This is a genomic window from Phenylobacterium sp. (genome assembly GCF_030697305.1).
In the GTDB taxonomy this organism is placed as follows: Bacteria; Pseudomonadota; Alphaproteobacteria; order Caulobacterales; family Caulobacteraceae; genus Phenylobacterium.
The window spans coordinates 1-25112 of the sequence record NZ_JAUYQL010000128.1 but is presented as its reverse complement, the minus strand read 5'-3'; the positions used below and the strand labels follow the sequence as shown (position 1 = coordinate 25112).

The window sequence follows — 25112 nt, the reverse complement described above, 5'->3', positions numbered from 1 at the left end:
GAGTGAGGTTGTGGACGAACCAACGATGCCGCTCACGCCATAGGTGTTGTCGCTCATGATCGCTCCTCTAGGATCAAAGCGTGAAGCCCTCGCGCCAACCAGGGTTCCCTAGATCCTGCGCGAAATCACTTGCCCAACTGTCTACTAGCCGGTCGATCGAACTCCAATGTGAGCACAGGGGCGGTAAGCGCTCGGCCGCAACGCGCCATAAGCAGACCTGAGGCCGTCACCCGGGAGGAGACCTCGCGCCTTGGTCGAGCGGAACTCCGTAGGAAGCTAACCAACTCATGGCGGAATCTTTCGCACGATCAGGTCGCCCTTTACCGCTACGGCCCCGCTCGTCTCCAATCGACCGATGCCTAAGTGAAGAACCTCGCGCAACTGCGTGCTGGTCGCCGCGAAGCCGAACGCGCGTGACGCCGCCTGCACAAGGTCATCACGACCCGCCCCGAAATTGGCGTCGACGATCATCAGGAGGGTGTGATCGATCTCGGCGGGCGGCAGTGCCTCCGGTTTACGGAGGGTCAGCGACACGACCAGAGAGCGGTCCCTGGTGACCACGGCCTGCTCCGGCGTCGAGTAGAACGGGCCACCAACGATCAAGCCATGTTGCGCCGCCGCCTTGGCCGCCCGCTCTACGGCCGCGCGAATACGCGAGCCAGCGCGACCGAGACCCCAGAGGATGCGGATGCGGGCGGTGATCTCGTCCAAATGGATCGGGCCCTCGGTCTCGACGACCTTGACGACGTAGGCCGCCATCTGGGCCATGGGCGTTAGGTGCGGTTCGATAGACCGGTTTACCGGGAAGTCCGCTTCCACATAGCGGTTGCCTTGCGACACGAAGGCGGAGCCCGCCTCCATCACGGCCGTGACAACATCGAGATCCTCGCCGACCCGTTCGCCCTCAAACGACACCGGCACGGCCCGGGCGGGTTTGAAGCCGTCGTCGTCGCGTGCCGACCACTCGGCTCTGGCCGCCGCAATGGCGTCCACGATCTTTTTCAGTTCGGCCTGCGGGCGAAGATACCAATCGGCGCTCCAGACGCGATGAATGATCCAGCCATGGGCCTCCAGCACCTGCTGACGTAGCCTGTCGCGATCTCGGGCGGACCGCGACGAATGGAACTGTGCGCCATCGCACTCGATGCCGAGGGTAAACCGGCCCGGCTTGTCGGGGTCCGAGACGGCAAGATCGACGCGGAAACCCGAGGCGCCGATCTGGCGCTTGACGTCATAGCCTAAGGCCTGAAGCCGCTCGCAGACCTGGATTTCAAACTCGCTGTCGAAATCCTCGCCGGTGACTTCGCCCAAGCCGAAGTTGCCGGTCTCGGCGAAGGTCAGGAACAGCTTCAGGGCGGTGACGCCTCTAGCTCTGGACCGTTCAAGATCGATGTCGGCGCCAGTGAAGTTGCAGAAGACCTCGCACCGCAGCTTGGCCCGCGAGATAAGGACATTCAGCCGACGCTCGCCCCCTTCGCCACTAAGGGGGCCGAAGGCGTGGGCGAGATACCCCGTCTCGGTTTTGCCGTAGCCCACCGAGATGAAAATGACGTCGCGTTCGTCGCCCTGGATGTTCTCCAGGTTCTTGACGAAGAACGGCTCGTTCGAAGCCGCACTGAAGAAGTCCTCGACGTCAGGGTTAGCGCGACGCAGCAGTTCCAATTCCTTCAGGACCGCCTGACGCTGCGCCACCGAGAACGTCGCGACACCCAGGGTCTGATCGGGGCTGGTTCGGGCGTGATGGATCACGGCCTCTGCGATAGTCTTGGCTTCCTTGGGATTTGTTCGCGTTCCGCCCCGATCGTAGGCCGTGTCCTTCATCAGGTTGAACTTCAAACCCATGCCGGCAACGGCGTCGTAGGGACTGGGCACGATGAACAGCTTGTTCTCGTAGAACTCCCGGTTCGAGACCGCGATCAGCGACTGGTGCTTTGAGCGATAGTGCCAACTCAGCATGCGGTGCGGCACACCCTTGGCTAGGCAGAGTTCCAGAATGCTCTCGGCGTCCTTGGCCTGAATGGTGATGCCGTCGTCGGTCTCCTCAGGATCGTCTTCGCCGGTCAACTTCTTGAAGAAGGCGGTTGGCGGTAGCTGACGCTCGTCGCCGACGACGACGATCTGGTTGACGCGGGCGATGGCGCCCAGCGAGTCCACCGGCTCGATCTGACTAGCTTCGTCCATGACCAGAAGGTCGAACTGCGTGCCCCCGGGTTTCAAGAATTGGGCGACGGACAGCGGACTCATCATGAAGACCGGCTTCAATTGCTGGATCGCTGGGCCAGCCTGGTCCAGCAGGACGCGAATGGGCTTGTGGCCACGTTTGCGGGCGATTTCAGCGTTGAGCACGCCAAGCGGACCGATCCCTGCCGCCCCACGCGGGCGGCCGTCGGCATGAGCGGCGACGATCTGTTCCTGCGCCAAACCGATGCGTGCCTTGTCGAGTTGTCGAAACAAGGCGACCTGATTGTTGTGGCCCTCGCCGTCGAAGGCCCGCAGTTCTGGCCACGCGGTGAACAGGGTGACGCGCAGGACCTCGGCGTAGGAACGCTCGAAAGCGGGGCCGAGCGTCTTATGGTCCAGGCTGCCGTCATGAAGACCATCAACCAAGGCTCCGGCGCCCAGTTCCGCCAGGACTCTGGCCCGCGAGGCGAATGCAATGAAGCGGCTAAGCCCCTCCAGGTCGTCGAGCCATTCGCCCAGACGAGCATCCATAGCATCGAGCGGGATCGCCGGCACGGCGGTGACGCCAAACGCTCGCTTCAGGTCGAGATCGAGTTCTGCGACAACCGCGTCGAGCCGGGCGTCGAAGTCCGGCAAGGCTTTGTCCAGACCGATCCGCGCGTTCTCGATCAGCGCGATGTCGCCGGTATCGGAGAGGTGTGACCAGACGGCCGGCGGCAAATCGCCGTGGGACCGGCGCCATGCGAGGACGGCTTCGAGCTGGTCCCAGTCTGATCGTTCGCTTTTCCAGGCGGTCCCGAACGCAGAGCCGGCCGGTTCGGCGGCGACGAATGCGGCCTTGGCAGTCTGGGCGGTGGTCATCCTGTCGATCAGGGCCACACGCTCCGAAGGCGTCTTCGGCAGTGGGTCCGTGACATACGAGCGAAGCAGCGCGATCTGAGCGCGATAGTCGCCGTCTAGAAATCGAAGGAGGTTCGCCCCCTTGGTCACGATCGCCGCGCGGACCGGTCCGTAGTCGGCGGTCCGGCCCGCCGCGTTGAAGGCCGGTTCGGCGCTCGCCCAGGCATCGACATAGCCGCGCCCAGCTTCGATCAAGCGTTGAAGGTCGTCGAGGTCACTCCACGCTGCCGCGGTCAGGGCGGACCGGTCGAGGCCTGCCGGAAGCGGCACCAACGACAGAAACGCCAGTGACGAGTGCAGGTCGGCACCTGTCTTGGGCGACGCCGCTCCGAGCGCGTCCGTTGCTACGCGCGCGTGCCGCTCGGCCTCCGCGTTCGCGGCGGCCAATGCCTGAAGACGGCCTCCCAGCGCCTGCCGTTCGACGGGATCAATAGCGTCACGGCGGACCCCGCGCCAGACGTTGCCTGGCACGGGTCCCAGGGCCCTCGATCGCTCGGCGACATCGGCGATCACAGCGCGGCGCGCAGCTACGGCTTCACGGTCCCACTGTTCGGCGTCAGACAGCAGGTAGCCCGAGGGGGCAGTCGATTCCTGCGACCGCGCCAGAAGGCCTAGGATCGTTTGCGGTGTCAGACCGCTGGGTTTCAGCGGCTCATGCAACCGCTTGGCGAAGGAATTGAGGAAACCGCTAGTCTCGCCCAGCTTTTCGATGACGCTCAAGTCACCGCGCGCAGGGCGATGCTGGGCGTCACGGGTGCGCTTCAGTTCTTCCAGCACCGTTCGTTTGTTGACCTTGTTCGAATGCAGTTCCAGCGTCAGCGGGCCGAGCCCGACCTGACGCAGACGGCGGTGGACGACATCGAGCGCCGCCATCTTTTCTGCGACGAACAGGACCTTTTTCCCGCGCGCGACGGCGGCGGCGATGATGTTGGTGATCGTCTGGGACTTACCCGTGCCGGGCGGCCCCTTGACCACCAGCGATCGCCCGCCGGCGGCCTCCGCGATGACGACCGTCTGGGAACTGTCAGCGTCGACAACGTGGTGGAGTTCGATCGGCCTGATTACATCATCAATGGCGTCATGCTCGCCGACGAGAGGATCGCTTTCAGGAAAGCCGTCGCGCAGCAACGCGCCGATCATCTCGCGCGTGTCGATTCCCGCTTCCTTGGGCCAGTTGTCGGGATCGAGGTCCCGATACATCAGGAACTTCGAGAAGGAGAAGAATCCCAACACCATGGAGTCAGGCAGCACTTCCCAACGCTTGTTGTTGGAAATGGTCTCGGCGACCCGCGCGCAGTAGGCGGCCAGATCGACCTCATCCTCGTCCTTGAAATCCTCGATCCTGAGGGCAAACTCGGCCTTCATCTTGGCCTGTAGCGTCAAGTTCGGCGAAGGCGGCTCGTCCCGCCAGCGAAGCTTGAACTTGTCAGCCGCGCTGGTGCGCTCCAGCTTCACGGGTAGCAGGATCAAAGGTGCGTGCCGGGGCACGTCGGACGTGTCCGTATCGAACCAGCGAAGTAGGCCGACCGCGAGGTAAAGGATGTTGACACCCTGCTCCTGCTCCAGGGTCTGGGCGTCATACCAGATGTCGAAAAGGCGCTTCTGAAGGCCCTCTGACGTAAGACGCGTTTGCAGGCGGGTGTCGGTATGGCGCGACGCCCGGCCCTTATCGTCGACCGTGTCATCCTCCGGCTGTGGGATTCCGCCGGTGACCGTATCGTCCGGATCGAGTTCGGCCCGGTCCGCCTCGCTGAGTTGAACACCGGGGATGAAGCTGAGCGCCCTGTTCGACGTCAGCAGTCTGAAGACCTCGGTCGACTTCTCGTCGACGATCTCGATTGCGCGATTATTCTTGGTCCGCAGGGGGGTGTTCAGCAGGCGGTTGCGAGTGGACAGGTCCAGAAGCGCAGTGCGCTCCTTCAGCAGCCGATCGCGAATAGGAATAAGAGCGTCGCCGTCGGCCATGCTCGGCCCCCTAGGTTGATTAAGCTGAACCATACAATCATTTCAGCATCATGCGGAAATTCACAATCCGCAGTTGAGCCGGTCCACGGCGGCGTCAGCGCTCCAGAGTGAGGCGCGTGGCCTCGACGACATGTCGGTAGGCTGAGGTGCGGCAACTGAGAACGATGACCTGCATGCGCGACGCGGCCTCCGTGAGGATTTCGGTCATCGTCTCGAAGCGGTCGTCGTCGGCGAACACCAGGGCGTCGTCGAGCACTAGGGAGGCCGGCTTGCCACGGGCGAGCAGCAGGTCGGCGAAGGCGAGTCGGGTCAGGACCGCGATCTGCTCCTGAGTCCCCTTGCTGAGGTCGTCGGCAGCCTCTTCAAGGCCCCCGCGAGTTAGACGGCTTGGCCGGAGATCCTCCCCGAACGCCAGCGACGCCGTCGGCAGCAGACGCCGGATGTAGGGGGCGACGCGTTCAGTGATCGGCGCCAGATACCGCCGCGACGCTTCGGCCTGAGCGGTGTCGATGGTGGTCTTCAGCAGTTGAAGCACCACCGCTTCTTCGGCGAGCCGCGCCGCATTCGTCCGCGCCAGATCCGCAGCCTCCTGGGCGGCTTGGGCGCGCGCGGCAGGCCCCGCGGCGCCGAGCGTCTTCGCCTGCTCCTCAAGACGTGCAAGCGTCTGAGCGAGTTCAAGCTGGGCGTCGAACAGGCTTTGGCGCCGCCGCTCCGTGGTTTCGAGGCGCCGCGCCAATACGGTCGGGTCCAGGCCCTCGGCGGCCCTCTGCGCCGCTGTCAGGGCGTCATTGGCCAGGGCCTCCGCCGCGGAGGCTTGGCGGAGTGCCTCGCCCAAAGCCTCGTCGCTCGCCTGCTGCTCGGCCGCTGTGAGTTCCGACGTCATTCGATCATGGTGGGTCTTGGCCGCGTCCAGCAAGCCGGCCAGGCGCACTTCGGCCAACTGGGCCGCCTGCAACGCCTCTGCCGATCCGTCGCGGCGGCCAAGCGCGGCCTTCTCTGCCGCCCGCGCCGCCTGCAAATCTGCGTCGGCGGCCAGCGCCCCCGCCTTGAGCGCCGCATCGTCGGCTTCCTTCGGCGCAGGACGGGTGACATCAGCCAAGCCCGCGCGCAGGGCTGGGAGTCCTGCCGCAAGGCCGAGGGCAGAGTCCGCCGGGCATTCGCCCGTGAGCCGCCCTTCGAGGGTCTTGTGCTCTGCCTCCGCTTCGCGACGACGACGGGCGCCAGCCCGGGCGGCGGAGACATCGCCGTAGCCCAACTGAGCCAACAGGGCGCCGAGATCCTGCTCCGCCGTACGCAAACGGACGGCCGCCGCCTCACCCGTGGCGGGCGGAGTGACGTCAATGCGCCCGACGCCATCGATCACCAGCGATAAGGGGTGGGCCGCGGCGCGGCGTAGGTCGCCACGGAGCAGCTCGCCGTCGACGCGGACCTCCGCCGCACCCGGCTCAAGACGGACTTCAACCACGGCCGCCCCGGCTTCACAGGCTGATCGCGCATCGAGCACCGCGCGATCCAACTGATCGAGGCGCTCAAGCCGCCCCGCATCGATCGCCTCGGCCTTGATGATAGCTTCCTGAACGACCAGCGCGTCGGTGATCGCCTTACAGCGATCCAACCTGGCGAAGGCCGCCTGCAGAGCGCGCGTGCGATCGGCGGCCAGCTGCGCACGGACCGCTGACTCCCGTGCGGTTTCGGCTTGGGTCAAAGCCTTCCGCGCCTGTTCGAGCGCCTGGGCGTGGGACGTCTCGGCGGATTTCGCGGCGCTCAGAACCTGGCCGTGCTCGTCGGCCTTCGCCTGCGCCTGCGCGAGGCTGATCGCGGCCAACTCAAGACGAGCCCTCTCCTCGACCCTGGTCTCGACCTGGGTCTGGGCTCGAGCGCGTTCCCCAACCGCCCGCTCAAACAGCAGTTGGTTGTTTTGCAGGCGCTCCGCAGCCAGCCGAGCGCGGTCCAGATCCGCACGCAGAGCGTTCGCCTGCTCTGTGGCTTCGGCGTCACCGAGATCGCGCACGACACGGCGCAGTTCGCCGCGCTTGGCCTCGAGCTGCCCCAGCACCTCCTCGAACTGACGAAGTTCCGCCTGAGCTTCGTTAAATGCCTGCTCGGCATGGCCAGCCGCCTGCTGCGCTTCGAGAAGACGGCGAGTCGGCTTACCGGTGGCGGTCAGGAATTCCGTCAGGGCGCGCTCGACCGCCTGAACGACCGCCACGGTGCGCCGCCCGCCGGTGACGGCGCCGACCTCGCCGGCCAGGACATCTTCCAGGGTGCGACGCGCCGTTTGGCCGGGCGCCCCCAGGATGAAAGACTGGCCCTGTTCGACCCAGAGCAGACCGAGCGCGCCGCGGCTGTCATCATCGGCCCCGCGATTTCCCGCCCGCGCGAAACCGAGCAGCGACTGCAGCTTCTCCTCGGCCTCATCACTCTGATGGCGGGACGTCGGGCCGATGAGGCTGACGCTGGGATGTTGGAGGAATTGCTTGGTGACGGTCCAGGTCTCGCCGGCCACCTCGAAGACGATGGTCACCGTCGGGGCCACTTCGTCGCCGTGCGGCCTGAACGACTTGATCCGTTCGCTCTTGGCGCCGTGGCGCTCGAAGAACGCCGCCCGAACCGCCTCCAGAACAGTCGACTTGCCGGTTTCGTTGGCCTCGCAGACCAGGTTGAGCCCCCGGCTGAAGCCCGCGACTCGCACCGGCGCCCGAAACTTTCGGAAGTTCTCGATCGTGACCTCGCGGATCAACATCAGGCGGCCCCGATCCGCTGGGCCCTCTGATGTTCAACGTAGAGGCGTTCGAGAGCGGCCATGGCCCGCAGGCCCTGTTCGCCGGGCTCACCGGCCAAGGCGCGGAGTCGCTCGGCCGCTTCGCGCAAGACCCCCTGCGCGTCGATCTCGGCGAGATCATTGTCGGTCGGTCGCGCGAAGAGATCGGTCAGGGACAGGTCGAGCCATCGGACCTCATGCGCCAGTCCGGCTTCGAGCCGCTCGCGGACGGCGACCCGCTCTCCGAGCGTGAGCAACCCCGCAAGCTTTATCCGAGCAACCAGGTGCTTGAGGTCCTGCCCGGCGCTCAGGGCCGCCAATGGCGCGTCGAGATCTGCCGCCGCCGACAGCGTCCAGGTGTCGGTGATCCACTGGTAGCGGCCGATCGGCACGGGTGTGATGCGCGGCGCCTCGCCCGGCGAAGCGAGTTCGACCAGCAGCGCCTCGCCGCTGGCCTCCCGCCCGAAGTCGTCGGGTTCGGGCGTTCCGCAGTATGCGGTACGCGCGTCGATCTGCCGGCGGCTGTGCCAGTCTCCTAGCGCTAGATAATCGAGCCCTGCGCGCCGAGCCCGATCAGGAGCGATCTGGTTGGTCGCCGTCTCCCCGACGCCGAAATCCTGGATAGAGCCATGCGCCAGGCCGAGCCGCCGCGCGCCAGGCGGTGTTTCCGCCGTGTCGAACCAGGCGGTGGGATCGTGCACGGTACGCTTGAAGGCGAGCGGCGCCGGCAGAAGATAGAAGTCGCTTAGGAGGGCGAGCGGCGTCGGCTCGGTTGCAGCCACGACATTCTGCGGCGCCTCGGCCGCAAGCCTGGACCATAGTCCATCGGGACGCGCCGGGTCGTGATTGCCGGGCAGTAGAATCCAGCGCAAGTCCGCAGCGCTGCTCATGCGCGACAGCGCCTGGCGAAAGACCCTGTCGCCGGGTTCGGCGGAATCGAAGACATCGCCGGCGACAAGGACAAAGGCCGCGCCATGCGTGCGCGCCGCCGCCGCGAGCGTGCCGATGGCGTCGAGACGGGCCTCCTGGAGCGCTATGCGTGCGTCATCCGGCGCCTTTCCGAACGGCTTGCCGAGCTGCCAATCGGACGTGTGGATGAAGCGCGTCACCGATTTTTCCCCGAAGCGACGTTAAGACGGCGGGCCTATGGCGCAGCTTGCACCTGTCTGGTCTTGCGGGACAGACACTTCCGGAAGCCATCCGCTTCGGCTTCGTCTGATGGTTGGCTCGTGGCCGTGAGAGTCCCTTCGGTCCACGCAAGCGCGGCCAGTCACAGCACGCTTCGCGCCAGGAAGCGGAACTCCTCAATGTCGCCTCAGAGTCAAAGGCAGCCGCAGCCCGCTAAACCCTCGCCCCCCGCGCCTCGCGGATCGCCCGCTGCAGCGCCCTTGCGAACTCCTGGCGTTCGTCGGGGCTGAGCGCCTGGGCCACCGGCACCGCCTTGCCGGACAGCGCCAGTTTCAGCCCCACCAGCTGCTCGTCGACCACCTCCAGCGCCACGCGGGTGAAGGCGGTGGGCGATTCCCAGATCACGTCGGAGCGGCGGGGCGTCTCGCGCACCACGCGCACGTCGCGGGCGGTGACCTGCACGCGTTCCACATGCTTTGCGGCGGCGAAACTGACCAGGAAGGCGATCACCACGGCCAGCACGTCGAGGCCCAGGAACAGCGGCACGAAGGTCGCGCCCATCGACATGAACACCGCCGCGGCCACGCAGTTGAACCCCGTGACCACGCCGATCAGCACGACAAAGCCGCGCTCGGACAGCGAGCGGTTCGGCGTGATCACCGCATCCATGTAGAGGGCAGCGTCCATCGGGCGCCATGAATACGCCCCTCGCGGGCTTGGCGAAACCATCCGATGCACGTCATGGTCGCCTTTCCCATGGCCAAGCCCAAGCTCGCCCGTCCTGCGCTCAAACCTGCCGAGCGGCGCCGCATCGAAGAGATCTTCGAACGCCTGAGGGCCGAGTCGGAGGACCCGCGCACCGAGCTCGACTACGCCAGCCCCTACCAGCTCGTCGTCGCCGTGGCGCTGTCGGCCCAGGCCACCGACAAGGCAGTGAACAAGGCCACCGAAAAGCTGTTCGCCGTCGCCGGCACGCCGCAGCAGATGCTGGCGCTCGGCGAGGCCGCCCTGATCCCCTACATCGCCTCGATCGGGCTGTTCCGCACCAAGGCGAAGAACGTCATCGCCACCGCCCGCATCCTCATCGAGCGCTATGGCGGCGAGGTGCCGCTGGAGCGCGAGGCCCTGCAGAGCCTGCCCGGCGTCGGGCGCAAGACCGCCAGCGTGGTGCTCAACGAGCTGGACGTCGAACCGGCCATCGCCGTCGACACCCACGTGTTCCGCGTCGCCCACCGGCTGGCGCTGTCGCAGGGCAAGACGCCCGACCTGGTCGAGGCCGACCTGATGGCGGTGGTGCCGCAACCGTTCCTGACCCGCGCCCACCACTGGTTGATCCTGCACGGCCGCTACACCTGCGTCGCGCGCCGCCCGAAGTGCGAGGAGTGCGTCATCGCCGACCTCTGCCCGTCCCGCCATCTGTTCGCCCCCGCTTGACGCCGCCCGCTTGACGGCCCTGTCTTGACGGGGCCGGGCGGCGGTGACCAGGATCGCCATCACGCGTTCGTGATAGAGACGGCATGCACCCCTTCCCGCGAGCCATGACCGCCGCCTTCCTCGCCCTGACCCTCGGCGCGTGCAGCAACCTCGTCTACTCGGACCAGCCGCTGTTCACCGCGACGGACAGCGCCGGCGCGATCCCCATGCGCCCCGGCGTGTGGATGGTTTCCGGCGACGCCGAATGCGCCTTCGACGCCACCGCCCCCCTCGCCACGTGGCCGGAATGCGCGGAGGGCAAGGCGGTGACCCGCCGCGAGGCCCGGCGAGGGGCCGCCGCGTTCGTCGACGACGACGCCATGGTCGCCGCTGGGGACCCGATGGTCGTCCAGGACCCCGGAGACGCGCCCGAGACCCGCACCTCCTACTTCGGCCTGCGGGTCACCAGGCGGGACGCGCGCCGCCGGGCGGTGGAGTTCGCCGTCTGGATGGTCCACTGCGGTCCGCCGCCGCCGCCCGATCCCGCCGATCCCGATCGGCCCAGCGTCACCGACAGGCCGCTGCCGGGCCTGGAAATCCGCGACGCCAACTGCGTCGCCCGTGACAAGGAGGCCGTCCGCGGCGCCGCCCGCGCCAGCGAAGCCTGGGACCACGGCGGCGCCCGCTTCCGCTGGATCCGCGACGGTCGGCGCTAGGGGGCTCCTCAACTCCGTTCACCCAATCGGACGCGGGGTATTGGTGGGGGTCGCGCTCGCCGGCCCATCCAGGCTTAAATCTCATGGCGGCCAGTTTGCCTGGCGTCCCGGGCCTCTCAAGGACGAGCGCGCACGCGCTCGCCGCGGCGCGGCCGGCCAGGGGCCGGTCCTTGACAGGCCCGGGACGTCAGGCTCGCATCATCCATGAGATCTATGGCAGGCCCTCCGCGGACGCGGCGTTCCTCCCCTTCTCCCGCAAGGGGAGAATGACGCGAAGCGCACTCTTGTCCTGCTCACCCATCGAAAGCCGGGGCCCAGGCGGAGATGCGGTTCGCGCGTGGACAGCCCGCTTGGGTCCCGACTTTCGTCGGGATGAGCGGAGTGGGGAGCGCACCCCTCCGTCCCCCAACATTGCCCGAGAGGCCCTTTGCCTATAGTCAGCGCGCATTCCTCGCGCGAGACACGGCCCCTCCTCCATGACCCAGCTTTTCGACGTCGCCGCGATCGGCAACGCCATCGTCGATGTGATCTCGCCGGCGGCCGAAGCCTTTCTGGCGGGCGAGGGCTTGGCCAAGGGCTCGATGGCGCTGATCGACGAGGACCGTGGGAACCAGCTTTATGCGCGGATGGCCGCTGGCGTGGAGACCTCGGGCGGCTCGGCCGGCAACACCATCGCCGGGATCGCCAGCCTGGGCGGCCGCGCGGCCTATCTCGGCAAGGTGGCGTCCGACCAGTTGGGCGAGGTCTTCATCCACGACATGCGCGCGATCGGCGCGACGTTCGACACCCCGGCGCTGACCGGCGGCCCGGCCACCGCGCGCTGCCTGATCAATGTCACCCCGGACGGCGAGCGCACCATGTGCACCTACCTGGGCGCCTCGACCCAGTTCGGGGCCGACGACGTGGATGCAGCCGTCGTCGAGAACGCCGCCATCCTCTATCTGGAAGGCTATCTGTTCGACCCCGAGGAGGCGCGGCGCGCCTTCGCCAAGGCCGCGGGCCTGGCGCGCGGCGCCGGCCGCCGGATCGCCATCACCCTCTCCGACGCCTTCGTGGTCGAGCGCCACCGCGAGGCGCTGCTGGGGTTCATCAAGGGCCAGGTGGACATCGTCTTCGCCAACGAGGTCGAGGTCACCGCCCTGTTCCAGACCGACGACTTCGATGCGGCCGTGGCCTCGCTGGCCGCCATCACCGACATCGCCGCGGTGACCCGCGGGGCGCAGGGTTCGGTAGTCGCCTCCGGCGCGAGCACCCACGCCGTCCCCGCCGAGCCAGTGGAGAAAGTCGTGGACACCACCGGCGCGGGCGACCAATACGCGGCGGGTTTCCTCTTTGGCCTGTCGCAGGGCCGCGCGCTGCCCGACTGCGCGCGCCTGGGCGCCATGGCGGCGGCCGAGGTGATTTCGCATTATGGCCCGCGGCCGCAGGTCTCGCTCCGCGACCTCGCCGCGTCGAAAGGACTCTAGGCCGATGGCCCGCACCGCCGAGGTGGTCCGTGAGACCAAGGAGACGCAGATCCGCGTCTGGGTTGACCTGGACGGGACCGGCGCCGCGCAGGTGACCACCGGCGTCGGCTTCTTCGACCACATGCTGGACAGCTTCGCCCGCCACGCCGGCATCGACCTCAAGGTCGAGACCAAGGGCGACCTGCACATCGACATGCACCACACCGTCGAGGACACCGGCATCGTCCTGGGCCAGGCGGTCGCCAAGGCGCTGGACGGGCTGAAGGGCATCCGCCGCTTCGGCCACGCCTACATCCCGATGGACGAGACGCTGACCCGCTGCGCCATCGACCTGTCGAACCGCCCCTACCTGATCTGGAAGGTCGCCTTCGTGCGTCCCAAGGTCGGCGAGATGGACACCGAGCTGTTCAAGGAATTCCACCACGCCTTCGCCATGAACGTCGGCGCCTGCGTGCATCTCGAGACCCTCTACGGCGACAACTCGCACCACATCGCCGAAAGCGGCTTCAAGGCCCTCGCCCGCGCTTTGCGCACGGCGGTGGAGCCGGACCCCAAGACCCTTGGCCAGGCTCCGTCCACCAAGGGCGTGCTCTAGGAAGTTTGGTCCCATGCAGAGCGTCGCCCTGATCGATTACGGGTCGGGCAATCTCCGTTCGGCCGAGAAGGCCCTGGTGAAGGCCGCCGGCGATCGCGCCGTCGAGATCCGCGTCACCCACGATCCGGAGATCGTCGCCCGCGCCGACCGCCTGGTGCTGCCGGGCGTCGGCGCCTTCGCGGCCTGCAAGGCGGCGCTCGACGCCCGTCCGGGCCTGGTCGAGGCGATGACTGAGGCCGTGCGCACCCGCGCAGCCCCGTTCCTCGGCGTCTGCGTCGGCATGCAGCTGCTCGCCACGCGGGGGCTCGAGTTCGGCGAGACCGCAGGCCTCGATTGGATCGCCGGCGACGTGCGTCGCATCGAACCCGCCGACCCCGCGCTCAAGGTTCCGCACATGGGCTGGAACGACCTCGAAGGCGTGGCCGCGGGCCAGCCGATCCTGGCCGGCGTGGATGAAGCCCAGCCGATGTACTTCACCCACTCCTTCGCCTTCTTCCCCGACGACGAGGCCGACGTGGCCGCCTGGGTCGACCATGGCGGACGTTTCCCGGCGGCCGTCGCGCGCGGCAACGTCGCCGGCGTGCAGTTCCACCCGGAGAAGTCGCAAGGCGCCGGGCTATCCCTTTTGGCGCGCTTTCTGGAGTGGCGACCGTGATCCTCTACCCGGCTATCGACTTGAAGGACGGCCAGTGCGTGCGCGTGCTGCACGGCGTCCTCGACACCGCCACGGTGTTCAACACCTCGCCCCCTGACCAGGCGACGCAGATTGTGAACGATGGTTTCCAGTGGATCCACGTCATCGACCTGAACGGCGCCGTCCAGGGCAAGGCGGTGAACGCCGATGCGGTGCAGGACATCCTCAACGCCGTGTCGATCCCGATCCAGCTCGGCGGCGGCATCCGCACCCTCGCCGACATCGAACGCTGGATCGAGGCCGGCGTCAGCCGGGTGATCCTCGGCACGCTCGCCGTGCGCGAACCGCAGATCGTCAAGGAAGCCGCCAAGCTGTGGCCAGAGCAGATCGCCGTGAGCGTCGACGTCCGCGGCGGCAAGGTCGCGGTCCAGGGCTGGACCGAGAGCTCCGACCTCGACGCGGTCACCGTCTCCAAGCGCTTCGAGGACGCCGGCGTCGGCGCCCTGATCATCACCGACATCGACCGCGACGGCGCCCTGCTGGGCTTCAACGTCGAGGCCTTCGGCGCCATCGCCGACGCGGTGACCATCCCGGTGATCGCCGCGGGCGGCCTGGCCTCGGTCGACGACATCACCCGGTTGAAGGCGCGCAAGGGCGTGCCGATCGCCGGCGCGGTGCTGGGTCGCGCCCTCTACACCGGCGGCATCACCCCGGCCCAGGCGCTGGCGGTCGCGGCCTGATGCTCAAGGTTCGCGTCATCCCCTGCCTGGACGTCAAGGACGGACGCGTGGTCAAGGGCGTGAACTTCGTCTCCTTGCGTGACGCGGGCGATCCGGTCGAACAGGCGCGGGCCTACGACGCGGCCGGCGCCGACGAATTGATGTTCCTCGACATCACCGCCAGCCACGAGGGCCGCGGCGCGATCCTCGACGTCGTCGCGCGCACCGCCGACGTCTGCTTCATGCCGCTCAGCGTCGGCGGCGGCATCCGCCAGGTGGAGGACGCCCGCCGGCTCCTGCTGGCCGGCGCCGACAAGATCTCGATCAACACCTCGGCGGTGGAGAACCGCGAGCTGATCACCGCCTGCGCCGACGCCTTCGGCAGCCAGGCCACCGTGGTCGCCATCGACGCCAAGCACGCCCACGAGCGGAACGGCTGGGAGGTCTACATCTACGGCGGCCGCAAGGCGACCGGCCTGGACGTGGTCGCCTATGCGGTGGAGGCCGAACGGCGCGGCGCGGGCGAGATCCTGCTCACCTCCATGGACCGCGACGGCGCCAAGTCCGGCTACGACCTCGACCTGTTGGCCGCGGTCACCCGCGAGGTGGGCATCCCGGTGATCGCCAGCGGCGGCGCGGGAAACGCCGCCCACATGGTCGACGCGGTCTCCCAGGGCCACGCCGACGCGGTGCTCGCCGCCTCGATCTTCCACTTCGGCGAGGTCGGCATCGCCGAGGTGAAACTGGCCATGGACCGCGCCGGCCTGCCCGTGCGCCACACCGAAGGGGTCCCCGCATGAGCCGCTTCGACGAGACGCTTCAGCGCCTGGCCGCGACCATACAGGCCCGCAAGGGCGCGGAGGCCGCCAGCTCCTACACCGCCCAGCTGCTTGCCGACCCCGCGCGCGCCGCCAAGAAGCTCGGCGAAGAGGCCGTGGAGACGGTGATCGCCGCGACCCTGCGCGACGCTGATGCGCTGGCCGCCGAAAGCGCCGACCTGATCTACCATTGGCTGGTGGTGTTGGCCGCAGCCGGCGTCACCCTCGACGAGGTCGCCGCGAAGCTGGAAGCCCGCGAAGGTCGCTCCGGCCTCGACGAAAAGGCCTCGCGCGGAGGCTGACGGTAGGCCTCAGCCGCCCCCTAGCCGAACACCGCCGTCAGCAGGAAAGCAGCCCCCGACGCCAGCGCGCCGACCGCGAACCACAGCATCGGCGGCGCGCCGGCCGGAGCCTCAGCAGCAACCACCACCGGCGCAACAGGCTCCGCCAGCCGCGCCAGGTTCCGCAACGCCAGCGTCGCGTCCTGCAGCAACCGCTTCACCTGAGCCGGCGGAGACAACTCCCGCAGCATCCAGCGGCGCACCACCGGGTCGGCGGCCGCCCAGATGTCGTGTTCGGGATGGATGCGCCGCGCCACCCCCTCGACCGTCATCATGGTCTTCTGCAGCAGCACCAGCTCAGGGCGCAGGCGCATGTCGAACAGGGCGGTGATCTCGAACAACTGGGTCAGCACCCGGCTCATCGACACCTGGGAGGCGTTGCGGCCGAACATCGGCTCGCCCACCGCGCGCAACGCCTGGGCGAAGGCCGGCACGCTATGTACGGCGGGCACATAGCCGGCCTCGAAGTGCACATGGGCGACCCGTTCGTAATCACGCTCCAGGAACCCCAGCAGGATCTCGGCGAGATAGCGCCGTTCGTCGGCGCTCAGCCGCCCGACGATGCCGTAGTCCACAGCGGTGAGCTGCGCCGGCGCTGCGGCGAACAGGTTGCCCTCGTGCAGGTCGGCATGGAACACCCCATGGTCCAGCGCCTGGGCCAGGAACGCGCGGATCAGGTTGTCGGCCAGCGCCTTGCGGTCCAGGCCCGGTTGCTCCAGCGCGGCGGCGTCCGATAGCGCCATGCCGCTCGCCCATTCCAGCGTCAGCACCCGCTTGCCGACCCCGTCCCAGATCACCTTGGGCGCGCGCATGTAGCCGTCCCTGGCCATCACCTCGCCCAGCTCGTCGGCGCCGGCGGCCTCCAGCCGCAGGTCCAGCTCCAGTTCCGTCGCGCGGATCACGGTGGCGGCGAAGGCCCGCGGCTCCAGCCGCCGCGCCGGGACCGACCAGTGCTCGGCGAGACCCGCCGCCAGCGCCAGCACCTCGGCGTCGCGCGCCACTCGCCGCTCGATCCGCGGGCGCAGCACCTTGACCGCCACGCGGCGCCCGTCGATCAGCGTCGCCTCGTGCGCCTGGGCCAATGACGCGCCGGCGACCGGCGGACCGAAATGGGCGAACAGGCTGTCGATTGGCCGGCCGAGCGCCAGCTCCACCTCGGCGCGCGCCACCTCCTGGGAGAACGGCGCCAGCCGATCCTTCAGCCTCGACAGGTCCTGGGCGAACTCGGCGCCGAACACATCGGCCCGCGTTGACATCAACTGCCCGAGCTTGATGGCCACCGGCCCCAACCGCTCCAGCGAGCGGGCCAGTCGTTCCCCCGGTCGCCCGTCCCGCGACTGGCGCCCTGCGAACGGCCGCACCGCCCGCGACGCGGCGAGCAGCGGCGGCGGATAGAGCGGTTCGAGCTCGCGCGGCAGCAGCACATCGTTGCGCGCCAGGATCCAGCCCGCGCCGATCAGCCGGCCATACGCGCCCAGCGATCCCATCGGCCTACAGCGCCCAGCCGTGATGCAGGGCCGCGACGCCGCCGGTGTAGTTAGTGTAGCCGACCCGTCCGAACCCGGCCTCGCCGATCATCGCGGCGAACCGGCCCTGGTCGGGGAACCGACGGATGCTCTCTACCAGGTATTGATAGGACTCCCGGTCGCCGGCCACCCGCGCGCCGATCTCCGGGATCACCTTGAACGAGAAGGCGTCGTAGGCCTTCTGCAGCAGCTCCGTGGTCGGCTTGGAGAACTCCAGGCACAGGAACCGCCCGCCGGGCTTCAGCACCCGCCGCGCCTCGCGCAGCGCCTGGGCGATGTCGGTCACGTTGCGGATGCCGAAGGCGATCACATAGGCGTCGGCGCAGGCCGCCGGCAGCGGCAGGCGCTGGGCGTCGCCGACCGACCAGGCGATCTCGGGCTCAGACCCGCGCTCGCGCCCCGACCCGATCATCTGCTCGTTGTAGTCGACCACTATGATCCGGGCGTCGGCGCCGCCACGGCGCAGTTGCGCGCGCCGGGCCATCTTCGCAAAGCGCCGCGCCATGTCGCCGGTGCCGCCCGCGCAGTCGACGATCACCTCGCCCGGCTGCGGGTTCAGCCTGGCCGCCACCGCGTCTTTCCACAGCCGGTGGACGCCGCCGCTCATCAGGTCGTTCATCAGGTCGTAGCGATGGGCGACCCGGTCGAAGACGCCGCGCACCAGGCCGGGCTTCTCCTCCGGAGGCACGTCGCGGAAGCCGAAGGTGGCGTCAGGTCCGGTCATGCCAGCGGTCTTAGCCTCGCGAAGTCGCCCGCGCCAGTCGCCGGGCCAGTCGCCGGCCAGTCGGCAGCCTCGAGGCGAGGGATGACACGCAGCCCTCACCGTGCGAAGCGCAAGCCATGCCCGAACTTCCAGAGGTCGAGACGGTGCGCCGTGGCCTGGAGCCCGCGCTGGCCGGCCAGCGGCTGGCGCGCGTCGAGGCGCGCCGCCCGGACCTGCGCTTCCCACTGCCCATCGATTTCGTCCAGCGTCTGACCGGCGCGCGCATCGGCGCGCTGGCCCGCCGCGCCAAGTACCTGCTGGCGCCCCTCGACCGCGGCGACACCCTGGTGATGCACTTGGGGATGAGCGGCCGCTTCGAGATCGAACGTCCGGCGGGCGCGGCGCGGCCCGGCGGTTTCCACTACGCCGCCGATCCCGACCCCAAGCACGCCCACATCCTGTTCGAGACCGAGGCCGGGACGCGCGTCACCTACTACGACCCTCGACGCTTCGGTTACATGGCGCTGCTGGACACCGACTCCCTCGACCAGCATCCGTGGTTCGCGGGCCTGGGTCCCGAACCGCTGTCGAAGGCGTTCGACGCCGATCGCTTGGTCGAGCAGTTCGCCGGCCGCAAGCAGGGCCCCAAGACCCTGTTGCTGGACCAACGCGTGGTCGCGGGCCTGGGCAACATCTACGTCTGCGAGGCGCTGCACCGCGCGCGCATCTCGCCGTTCAAGCCCGCGGGGCGCATCTCGCGACCGAGGCTGGAGCGCCTTGCGACGGCGGTGCGCGAGGTGCTGATCGCGGCCATCGAGGCCGGCGGCTCGACCTTGCGCGACTACGCCGCCGCCGACGGCGCCCTGGGCTATTTCCAGCAAAGCTTCCGCGCCTATGGCCGCGAGGGCGAGCCCTGCCCCAATCCGGGTTGCAAGGGCGTCATTGCGCGCGCCGTGCAATCCGGCCGCTCCACCTTCTACTGCCCCCGGTGCCAGACGTGAGGCGCTGCGCGGTGGTCGCAGCGCTGCTCGCCTTCGCGCCGGCCGCCGCACGGGCGGAGCCGCCGATCTGGACCGTCAGGGACCACGATTCCGAGATGGTGCTGTTCGGCTCCCTGCACGTCCTGAAGCCCGGTGCACAGTGGATGACGCCACAGCTCACCAGGGCGCTGGAGCGTGCCGACGACATCTGGTTCGAACTGCCCGTCGATCCCGGGACCGAGTTCGAGGCCGCTCGCCTGGCCGCGCAGCGCGGAACCCTGCCGCCGGGCCAGACCCTGACCACCCTCCTGAAGCCGGACACCCAGGCCAGGCTGCTGCGGGTCGCGGAGAACTACGGCGTCGCCCTGCCGCTGATCGATCGGCTGGAGCCCTGGCTCGCCGAGGTGGTGCTGGGCTCGGCGATCTTCCGCAAGGCGGGCGCCAGCGTCGACAGCGGCGTCGAGAAATCCCTGAACCAGGCCGCGCCGTCGGTCACGCAGCGCCATGCCTTCGAGACCCCCGCCGAACAGATCGGCGTCTTCGCCGACACCCCTCGCGCCGAACAGATCGCCTCTCTGGAGGAGACCCTGCGCAGCATGGAGGAACGCCCCGGAGAGTATGAGAGCCTGGTCGACGCCTGGATGGACGGCGACGTCCGCCGCCTGGATCACGAGGCGCTGGACCCGCTGCGCGAGGCGACACCCGGAGTCTATCGTAGTCTCGTGGTGGAGCGGAATATCCGCTGGCTCACCAGTCTGCGGGCGCGCATGGCGGGGTCGGGGCGCACTGTCGTCGTGGTCGGCGTCGGCCACCTGGTCGGCCCCGACGGCCTGCCCACCCGACTGCGGGCGCTTGGCTATTCGGTCGAGGGACCGTAAGCGGAAGGGGAGAGCCAAGGAGCGCCCGTCATGAGCTACCAGACCCTGATCGTCGAAACCGCCGACGGCGTCACCCTGATCCGCCTTAACCGCCCGGAAGCGCTGAACGCGCTGAACAGCCAGTTGATCGGCGAACTGATCCAGGCGCTGGACGCCGCCGAAGCCGACGACGCCGTCCGCTGCCTTGTCCTGACCGGCTCGGAGCGTGCGTTCGCCGCCGGCGCCGACATCAAGGAGATGTCGGACAAGAGCTACGCCCAGATGTTCCAGTCGAACTTCTTCGCCGCCGGGGCGACCCGGCTCGAACAGTTCCGCAAGCCGATCATCGCCGCGGTGGCCGGCTACGCCCTGGGCGGCGGCTGCGAACTCGCCATGCTCTGCGACTTCATCATCGCCGCGGAGACCGCCAAGTTCGGCCAGCCCGAGATCAATCTGGGCGTCGCGCCCGGCATCGGCGGCACCCAGCGACTGACCCGTTTCGTCGGCAAGTCCAAGGCCATGGAGATGATCCTCACCGCGCGGATGATGGACGCCGCCGAGGCCGAGCGCTCGGGCCTGGTCTCCCGCGTCGTCCCCGCCGACAAGCTGGTCGAGGAGGCGATGACCGCGGCGCGCAAGATCGCGTCGCTCTCGCCGCTGGCGGTGATGGTCAACAAGGAGCTGGTCAACGCCGCCTACGAAACCACCCTGGCCACCGGCGTGGTGATGGAACGGCGCCTGTTCCACTCCCTATTCGCCTTCGAGGACCAGAAGGAAGGCATGGCCGCCTTCATCGAAAAGCGCCCCGCCGCCTTCAAGGGCCGCTAGGCCGCTCAACTCGCACCTGACCCTCCGCTCATCCCGGCGAAAGCCGGGACCCAAGCGGGCTATCAGATCGCAAGCCGCAACTTGCCTGGCCGAGATCAGCGACCGCTGCGACCAGCGGCGGGCTGCGCCTTAAACCCAATGGTAGATCGCGAGCCTGGCGACCCGGGCAAGATGGCGCCATGGGATTTAAGCCGAAGCGACACCGACGGCGCGCCCATCCACGTCGCGCACCCCACTCCCGCTCATCCCCGCGAAAGCGGGGATGAGCGGAGGAATGGGTTGCGCGCTCCGCTCTCCCCTCCCTCCCCTGCTTCGCAGGGGAGGTGCTCACGGACACGCGGCGCGCGCCTAGCCCCCGCCCAGCTCCACGAGCTCGATCTGCGACTTGCCTTGCGGCTTGTCCGGGCGCGGCGTCGGCAACGCCAGACCGATGATGATGGCGACCAGAGTCACCGCGAAGAGTAGGACTTTCACCGTTCAAGTTCCGTCAGGTAGCCGTCCCCCCACGAGCCGGCTGCGATACGCCAATACTGTCGGCGCACGGAATAGTTCGGTTTTTCTACGAGAAACCCTGACTGCGTAAGGATTTGCGGCTATTCCGGGCGCCGGGCGCTCCGGCAGGCGACGGAACGAAGGCGCCGGCTCACGCGCTGATCAGGGCCGTCCCCATCAAGCGAGCCTGTGGGAAAAACCTCATGACCGACGAAGCACAACCTCAACCGACCCGCTCGCTGCATCGCCTGATCTACTTCAGCCGCCAGCGGCTCGCCGACGACCCGCCGCCCAATGAGCAGGTCGAGGCCATCGTCCGCGCCTCGATCCGCAACAACCGCGAGGTCGCCGTCACCGGCCTGCTGCTGGTCCACGACGGCTGGTTCATCCAGGCGCTGGAAGGCCCGATGACCGCGGTGCTGACCACCTATCGCCGGATCATCGAAGACCCGCGCCACGAGGCCCCGGTGGTGATCAACGCCGCGCCGGCTGCGTCGCGCGAGTTCGCCGACTGGAACATGTGCGCGCGCAGCCTGTCGGCCGCCGACGAAGCGATCATCGACGCGCTGGAGATGCGCGACGCCTTCGAACCCACCCGCCTGAACGAGCGCTCGGCCCTGCGGCTGCTGAAGGCGGTGCGCGATATCCAGGACCGCACCGCGCTCAGCGCCGCCACCCGCTAGCCGCAGACTCCGCGATCGGCCATAAGCGCGCTCATGACCGCTTCGCTCGACGAGGCGCGGGAGGTCCTGCGCCGCACCTTCGGCCACGCCGAGTTCCGGGGCCTGCAGGCGCCGGTGATCGCCGAGGTGATGGCAGGCCGCAGCGCCATGGCCGTGCTGCCCACCGGCGGCGGCAAGAGCCTGTGCTACCAGATCCCGTCCATCCTGCGCCCGGGCCTGGGCCTGGTGGTCTCGCCGCTGATCGCCCTGATGACCGACCAGGTGGCGGCCCTGCAGCAGTCCGGCGTCGCCGCCGCGCGACTGGACTCCAACGTCGAACCCGAGGAGCGCGCCGAGACCTGGCGCAGGCTGGAGGCCGGCCAGCTCGACCTGCTCTACCTGTCGCCCGAGGGCATGATGCAGCCGTCGATGCTGGAGCGGCTGTCGCGCATGCCGTTGGCCCTCTTGGCCATCGACGAGGCCCACTGCGTCAGCCAGTGGGGCCACGACTTCCGCCCCGAGTATCGCATGCTGGGCCGGCTGGCCGACGTGTTCCGCGACGTGCCCCGGCTCGCCGTCACCGCCACCGCCGACGCCCGCACCCGCGACGACATCCGCAACGAGCTGCGCCTCGACGACGCGCTGGAGTTCGTCGCCAGCTTCGCCCGCCCCGAGCTCGCCCTGTCCGCCGAGCGCAAGCGCGGCTCCAACCAGAAGCGGGTGCTGGAGCTGGTCGCCGAGCGCCCCGGCCGCTCGGGCGTGGTCTACGCGGGCTCCCGCGACGGGGTCGACAAGCTGGCCGAGGCGCTGAACGCCACGGGCGTGCGCGCCATGGCCTACCACGCCGGCCTCGACAAGAAGGTCCGCGCCGACCGGCTGGAGGCCTTCCTGGAGGCCGAGGCCGCGGTGATGTTGGCGACCATCGCCTTCGGCATGGGCGTCGACAAGCCGGACGTCCGCTTCGTCATCCACGCCGATCCGCCGGGCTCCATCGAGGCCTACTGGCAGGAGATCGGCCGCGCCGGGCGCGACGGCGACCCGGCCGAGGGCATCACCCTCTATGGCTCCGCGGACATGGCCTGGGCGCTGCGCCGCATCGACGGCCGCGAGATGGAGGACAGCGTCAAGCAGGTGCAGAACCGCAAGGTGCGCCAGCTCTACGCCATGCTCGACGGCGCGACCTGCCGCGCCGCGTCCGTCCGCCGCTACTTCGGCGAGGAGGGCGTCAAGGTCTGCGGCCAGTGCGACGTCTGCCTCAACCCGCCCAAGGCCATCGACGCGACGCAAGCCGCCCAGAAGGCGTTGTCCGCCGTCCACCGCATGGGCGGGCGCTTCGGCCGCGGCCGCATCGTCGACCACCTGCTGGGCAAGACCAAGGACGTCACCGACTGGGAGGCCGGCATGTCCACCTTCGGCGTCGGCGCCGAACTCGGCGTCCAGGGCTGGCGCGACCTGCTCGAACAGCTCGTCTTCGAGGGCCTGCTGCGCGAGGAGAACAACGACAACCGCCCGCTGATCCGCCTGGGCGACGCCGACGCCGTGCGCGAGGTCTATCGGGGCGAGCGCAAGGTCTCCGTGCGCGACGCGCCGCCCAGCGAGGCCGCCGCGCGCAGCCCGCGCAAGGGCTCAGGCCGCCGCGGCCGCGACGCCGCCGTGCCCCTGCCGCCGTCCGACCAGCCGCTGTTCGAGGCCCTGCGCGCCTGGCGCCGCGACGAGGCCGCCCGCCAGCACGTGCCGCCCTACGTCATCTTCCACGACCGCACGCTCGCCGAGATCGCCCGCATCCGCCCGGGCAGCCTGCCCGCGCTGGCCGGCGTCAGCGGCGTCGGCGAAGGCAAGCTCGACCGCTACGGCGAACCCGTCCTCGCCGTCGTCGGCGGCTTCGAGGGGTAGCCGCCCCTAGGCCGACCGACCCCCGACCAGCCCGAACGCCGCGCCCTGCGGGTCCACGCAGTTCAGCGTGAAGTCGCCGCCCGGGATCTCCTGCGGCCCCTGCAGCACCTGGCCGCCGCCGGCCTCCACCGCGCTCTTGGCCTTGTCGATGTCGGCGACACGGAAGTACTGGCCCCAGCGCGGCGGCCCCATCTCGCCGCCGCTGTTGCCCATCATCGCTCCGATCAGCCCGCCGTGGCGGACGAACTCGTAGCTCCCCATGGGCCCCATCTCCATCTCGCCGTCCTTGGTCCAGCCGAACAGCGACCCGTAGAACTCCCACGCGGCCGCCTTGTCGGAGGTCACCAGCTCGTTCCACGCGCAATGCCCCACCCGCGGATGGTCATAGGCGAAGGCCAGGCTGTTCCCCGGCCCCTGCGGCTTCATCACATAGAACGGCGCGCCCTGCGGGTCGGCGACCATGGCGATCCGCCCGACCATGGGGATGTCCATCGCCGGCATGTGCAGCGACCCGCCCTTGACCTGGATCGCGGCGACGCTGGCGTCCACGTCGTCCACGGCGATATAGCCCAGCCACGTGGGCGTGGCCCCGCCGGCCGCCATCTCGGCGGTGATCCCCATCAGCCCGCCGACCCCGTTCGGCCCGGCGCTGATGATCTTGTAGTCCATGTCCGGCTGGCCGCTGTCGCTGAACGTCCAGTCCAGCACCGAGCCGTAGAACGCCTGCGCCGCGGCCGTGTCCGAGGCCAGCAGCTCGTACCAGATGTAGTCCCCGGCCTTGTTCACGTGCGCCGCTTCCAGCGTCACCACCGGCTCGAACCCGCCAAAGATCATCCGCGCCCCGTCGAACGGCATCGGGTTCTTGGTCGTGTCGAACCGCGGGTCGCTCGCCATGTCCGCCTGCATCTTGGCCATAGCCGCGTCGCGGATCTTTTTGTCCGGCCACTCGACCCAGGAGAACGCCACCGTCTCGTCGGCCGTCGCCTGCACCGCGCGGCGGAAGTCGGTCTGCTTGCCGTCGGGCACGTCGTCGCCCCAGCACTCGACGATCCGCACCGCCCCCAGCTCCATGAAATAGGCGTCGAAGGTCTTGGCGTGGTCGATGAACTTCTGCTTGTTGGCGGTCGGCACCGCGATCACGAACCCGTCGATATAGGCCATGGCTGGATCCTCTACTTCGCTGCCGGGGCTGCCGGCGGATTGGAGCTGAACTCGGTTTCCCGGTTTATTTCGCGGCTGCTGGGGGGTTGGAGCTGAACTCCGTTTCTATGACGAATTCCACCGCATCGCTGACGCCCATGGTCGAGCCCGGCGCCGGGATCCCCGACGCCACCCCGAACTCCGAGCGCTTCAGCACGCCCTTGCCGGAGAACCCGACCCGGTCGCCGTCGAACGCGTTCTTCGCCCAGCCGCCGTTATAGGTCGCCTCGATCGTCACCGGCTTGGTCACCCCGTGGAACGAGAGATCGCCGCTCACCTTCGCCGTGCGCTCACCGGTGGGCTCCACCTTGGTCGAGCGGAAGGTGATCTTCGG

General features: G+C 68.8%; 22 protein-coding genes. 13 read left to right on the top strand and 9 right to left on the bottom strand.

Features of this window, described 5'->3' with window-relative positions:
• Nucleotides 1-285: 285 nt before the first annotated feature.
• The 4 genes from Q8R27_RS13480 to Q8R27_RS13465 all read right to left on the bottom strand — a co-directional run bounded on the left by Q8R27_RS13480 (nucleotide 286) and on the right by Q8R27_RS13465 (nucleotide 9622).
• Nucleotides 286-5046 carry a DUF3320 domain-containing protein gene (locus Q8R27_RS13480; protein ID WP_305699503.1) on the bottom strand — a complete coding sequence of 1587 codons (4761 nt, stop codon included), beginning with the start codon at nucleotides 5044-5046 and terminating at the stop codon, nucleotides 286-288.
• Nucleotides 5047-5140: 94 nt separating this feature from the next.
• Nucleotides 5141-7789, bottom strand: coding sequence for an AAA family ATPase (locus Q8R27_RS13475; RefSeq protein WP_305699502.1), 2649 nt, complete (start codon nucleotides 7787-7789; stop codon nucleotides 5141-5143).
• Nucleotides 7789-8916 carry a metallophosphoesterase gene (locus Q8R27_RS13470; RefSeq protein WP_305699501.1) on the bottom strand — a complete coding sequence of 376 codons (1128 nt, stop codon included), beginning with the start codon at nucleotides 8914-8916 and terminating at the stop codon, nucleotides 7789-7791. The genes Q8R27_RS13475 and Q8R27_RS13470 overlap by 1 nt, the downstream gene beginning before the upstream one ends.
• Nucleotides 8917-9148: 232 nt before the next feature.
• Nucleotides 9149-9622 (bottom strand): DUF2244 domain-containing protein, encoded by a 474-nt coding sequence (locus tag Q8R27_RS13465; protein ID WP_305699500.1) that lies wholly within the window; start codon nucleotides 9620-9622, stop codon nucleotides 9149-9151.
• A 54-nt stretch (nucleotides 9623-9676) separates the two neighbouring features.
• On the opposite strand from Q8R27_RS13465, the gene nth reads away from it, so the two are divergent.
• The 8 genes from nth (at nucleotide 9677) to Q8R27_RS13425 (ending at nucleotide 15598) form a co-directional block, all read left to right on the top strand.
• Complete coding sequence (gene nth / locus Q8R27_RS13460; RefSeq protein ID WP_305699499.1) at nucleotides 9677-10369, top strand: endonuclease III; 693 nt, start codon at nucleotides 9677-9679, stop codon at nucleotides 10367-10369.
• Between the two features lie 83 nt (nucleotides 10370-10452).
• Complete coding sequence (locus tag Q8R27_RS13455; RefSeq protein WP_305699498.1) at nucleotides 10453-11064, top strand: hypothetical protein; 612 nt, start codon at nucleotides 10453-10455, stop codon at nucleotides 11062-11064.
• A 476-nt stretch (nucleotides 11065-11540) separates the two neighbouring features.
• Nucleotides 11541-12530, top strand: a complete 990-nt coding sequence (locus Q8R27_RS13450; protein ID WP_305699497.1) for an adenosine kinase — start codon at nucleotides 11541-11543, stop codon at nucleotides 12528-12530.
• Nucleotides 12531-12534: 4 nt separating this feature from the next.
• Nucleotides 12535-13125, top strand: a complete 591-nt coding sequence (hisB, locus tag Q8R27_RS13445) for an imidazoleglycerol-phosphate dehydratase HisB (protein ID WP_305699496.1) — start codon at nucleotides 12535-12537, stop codon at nucleotides 13123-13125.
• Nucleotides 13126-13138: 13 nt separating this feature from the next.
• Nucleotides 13139-13780, top strand: a complete 642-nt coding sequence (gene hisH, locus Q8R27_RS13440) for an imidazole glycerol phosphate synthase subunit HisH (protein ID WP_305699495.1) — start codon at nucleotides 13139-13141, stop codon at nucleotides 13778-13780.
• A complete protein-coding gene (gene hisA, locus Q8R27_RS13435; RefSeq protein ID WP_305699494.1) occupies nucleotides 13777-14499 on the top strand; it encodes a 1-(5-phosphoribosyl)-5-[(5-phosphoribosylamino)methylideneamino]imidazole-4-carboxamide isomerase in 723 nt (240 codons plus the stop codon). Before hisH ends, hisA begins: the two co-directional genes overlap by 4 nt.
• The gene (gene hisF, locus Q8R27_RS13430; protein ID WP_305699493.1) at nucleotides 14499-15278 is read left to right on the top strand and encodes an imidazole glycerol phosphate synthase subunit HisF; all 780 of its coding nucleotides are present in this window, start codon (nucleotides 14499-14501) and stop codon (nucleotides 15276-15278) included. The genes hisA and hisF overlap by 1 nt, the downstream gene beginning before the upstream one ends.
• Entirely contained in the window at nucleotides 15275-15598 is a 324-nt protein-coding gene (locus tag Q8R27_RS13425) for a phosphoribosyl-ATP diphosphatase (RefSeq protein ID WP_305699492.1), read from the top strand. Before hisF ends, Q8R27_RS13425 begins: the two co-directional genes overlap by 4 nt.
• Before the next feature lie 20 nt (nucleotides 15599-15618).
• Here the strand turns inward: Q8R27_RS13425 and ubiB are convergent, their stop codons facing one another.
• Both ubiB and Q8R27_RS13415 read right to left on the bottom strand, forming a co-directional pair.
• Nucleotides 15619-17124 carry a 2-polyprenylphenol 6-hydroxylase gene (gene ubiB, locus Q8R27_RS13420; RefSeq protein WP_305699491.1) on the bottom strand — a complete coding sequence of 502 codons (1506 nt, stop codon included), beginning with the start codon at nucleotides 17122-17124 and terminating at the stop codon, nucleotides 15619-15621.
• Between the two features lie 4 nt (nucleotides 17125-17128).
• The gene (locus Q8R27_RS13415) at nucleotides 17129-17887 is read right to left on the bottom strand and encodes a class I SAM-dependent methyltransferase (protein ID WP_305699490.1); all 759 of its coding nucleotides are present in this window, start codon (nucleotides 17885-17887) and stop codon (nucleotides 17129-17131) included.
• 116 nt (nucleotides 17888-18003) lie between these two features.
• Between Q8R27_RS13415 and mutM the strand changes: the two genes are divergently transcribed.
• Genes mutM through Q8R27_RS13400 form a run of 3 tightly spaced genes read left to right on the top strand, consistent with a single transcriptional unit; the run spans nucleotide 18004 to nucleotide 20531 of the window.
• Nucleotides 18004-18867, top strand: coding sequence for a bifunctional DNA-formamidopyrimidine glycosylase/DNA-(apurinic or apyrimidinic site) lyase (mutM, locus tag Q8R27_RS13410; protein WP_305699489.1), 864 nt, complete (start codon nucleotides 18004-18006; stop codon nucleotides 18865-18867).
• A gap of 11 nt (nucleotides 18868-18878) precedes the next feature.
• Nucleotides 18879-19724, top strand: coding sequence for a TraB/GumN family protein (locus tag Q8R27_RS13405; protein WP_305699488.1), 846 nt, complete (start codon nucleotides 18879-18881; stop codon nucleotides 19722-19724).
• A gap of 30 nt (nucleotides 19725-19754) precedes the next feature.
• Nucleotides 19755-20531 carry an enoyl-CoA hydratase gene (locus Q8R27_RS13400; RefSeq protein WP_305699487.1) on the top strand — a complete coding sequence of 259 codons (777 nt, stop codon included), beginning with the start codon at nucleotides 19755-19757 and terminating at the stop codon, nucleotides 20529-20531.
• A gap of 348 nt (nucleotides 20532-20879) precedes the next feature.
• Here Q8R27_RS13400 and Q8R27_RS13395 read toward each other — a convergent pair whose 3' ends face one another.
• Nucleotides 20880-21005, bottom strand: a complete 126-nt coding sequence (locus tag Q8R27_RS13395; protein ID WP_305699486.1) for a hypothetical protein — start codon at nucleotides 21003-21005, stop codon at nucleotides 20880-20882.
• A gap of 221 nt (nucleotides 21006-21226) precedes the next feature.
• Here Q8R27_RS13395 and Q8R27_RS13390 point away from each other — a divergent pair, with 221 nt between their 5' ends.
• Nucleotides 21227-21706 carry a BLUF domain-containing protein gene (locus Q8R27_RS13390; protein WP_305699485.1) on the top strand — a complete coding sequence of 160 codons (480 nt, stop codon included), beginning with the start codon at nucleotides 21227-21229 and terminating at the stop codon, nucleotides 21704-21706.
• 33 nt (nucleotides 21707-21739) lie between these two features.
• The gene (gene recQ, locus Q8R27_RS13385) at nucleotides 21740-23578 is read left to right on the top strand and encodes a DNA helicase RecQ (RefSeq protein ID WP_305699484.1); all 1839 of its coding nucleotides are present in this window, start codon (nucleotides 21740-21742) and stop codon (nucleotides 23576-23578) included.
• Between the two features lie 6 nt (nucleotides 23579-23584).
• Here recQ and Q8R27_RS13380 read toward each other — a convergent pair whose 3' ends face one another.
• Together Q8R27_RS13380 and Q8R27_RS13375 are read right to left on the bottom strand one after the other, a co-directional pair.
• Entirely contained in the window at nucleotides 23585-24739 is a 1155-nt protein-coding gene (locus Q8R27_RS13380) for a DUF1428 family protein (RefSeq protein ID WP_305699483.1), read from the bottom strand.
• A gap of 64 nt (nucleotides 24740-24803) precedes the next feature.
• Nucleotides 24804-25112: YceI family protein (locus Q8R27_RS13375; protein WP_305699482.1), on the bottom strand; the 309-nt coding region annotated here is incomplete at its 5' end.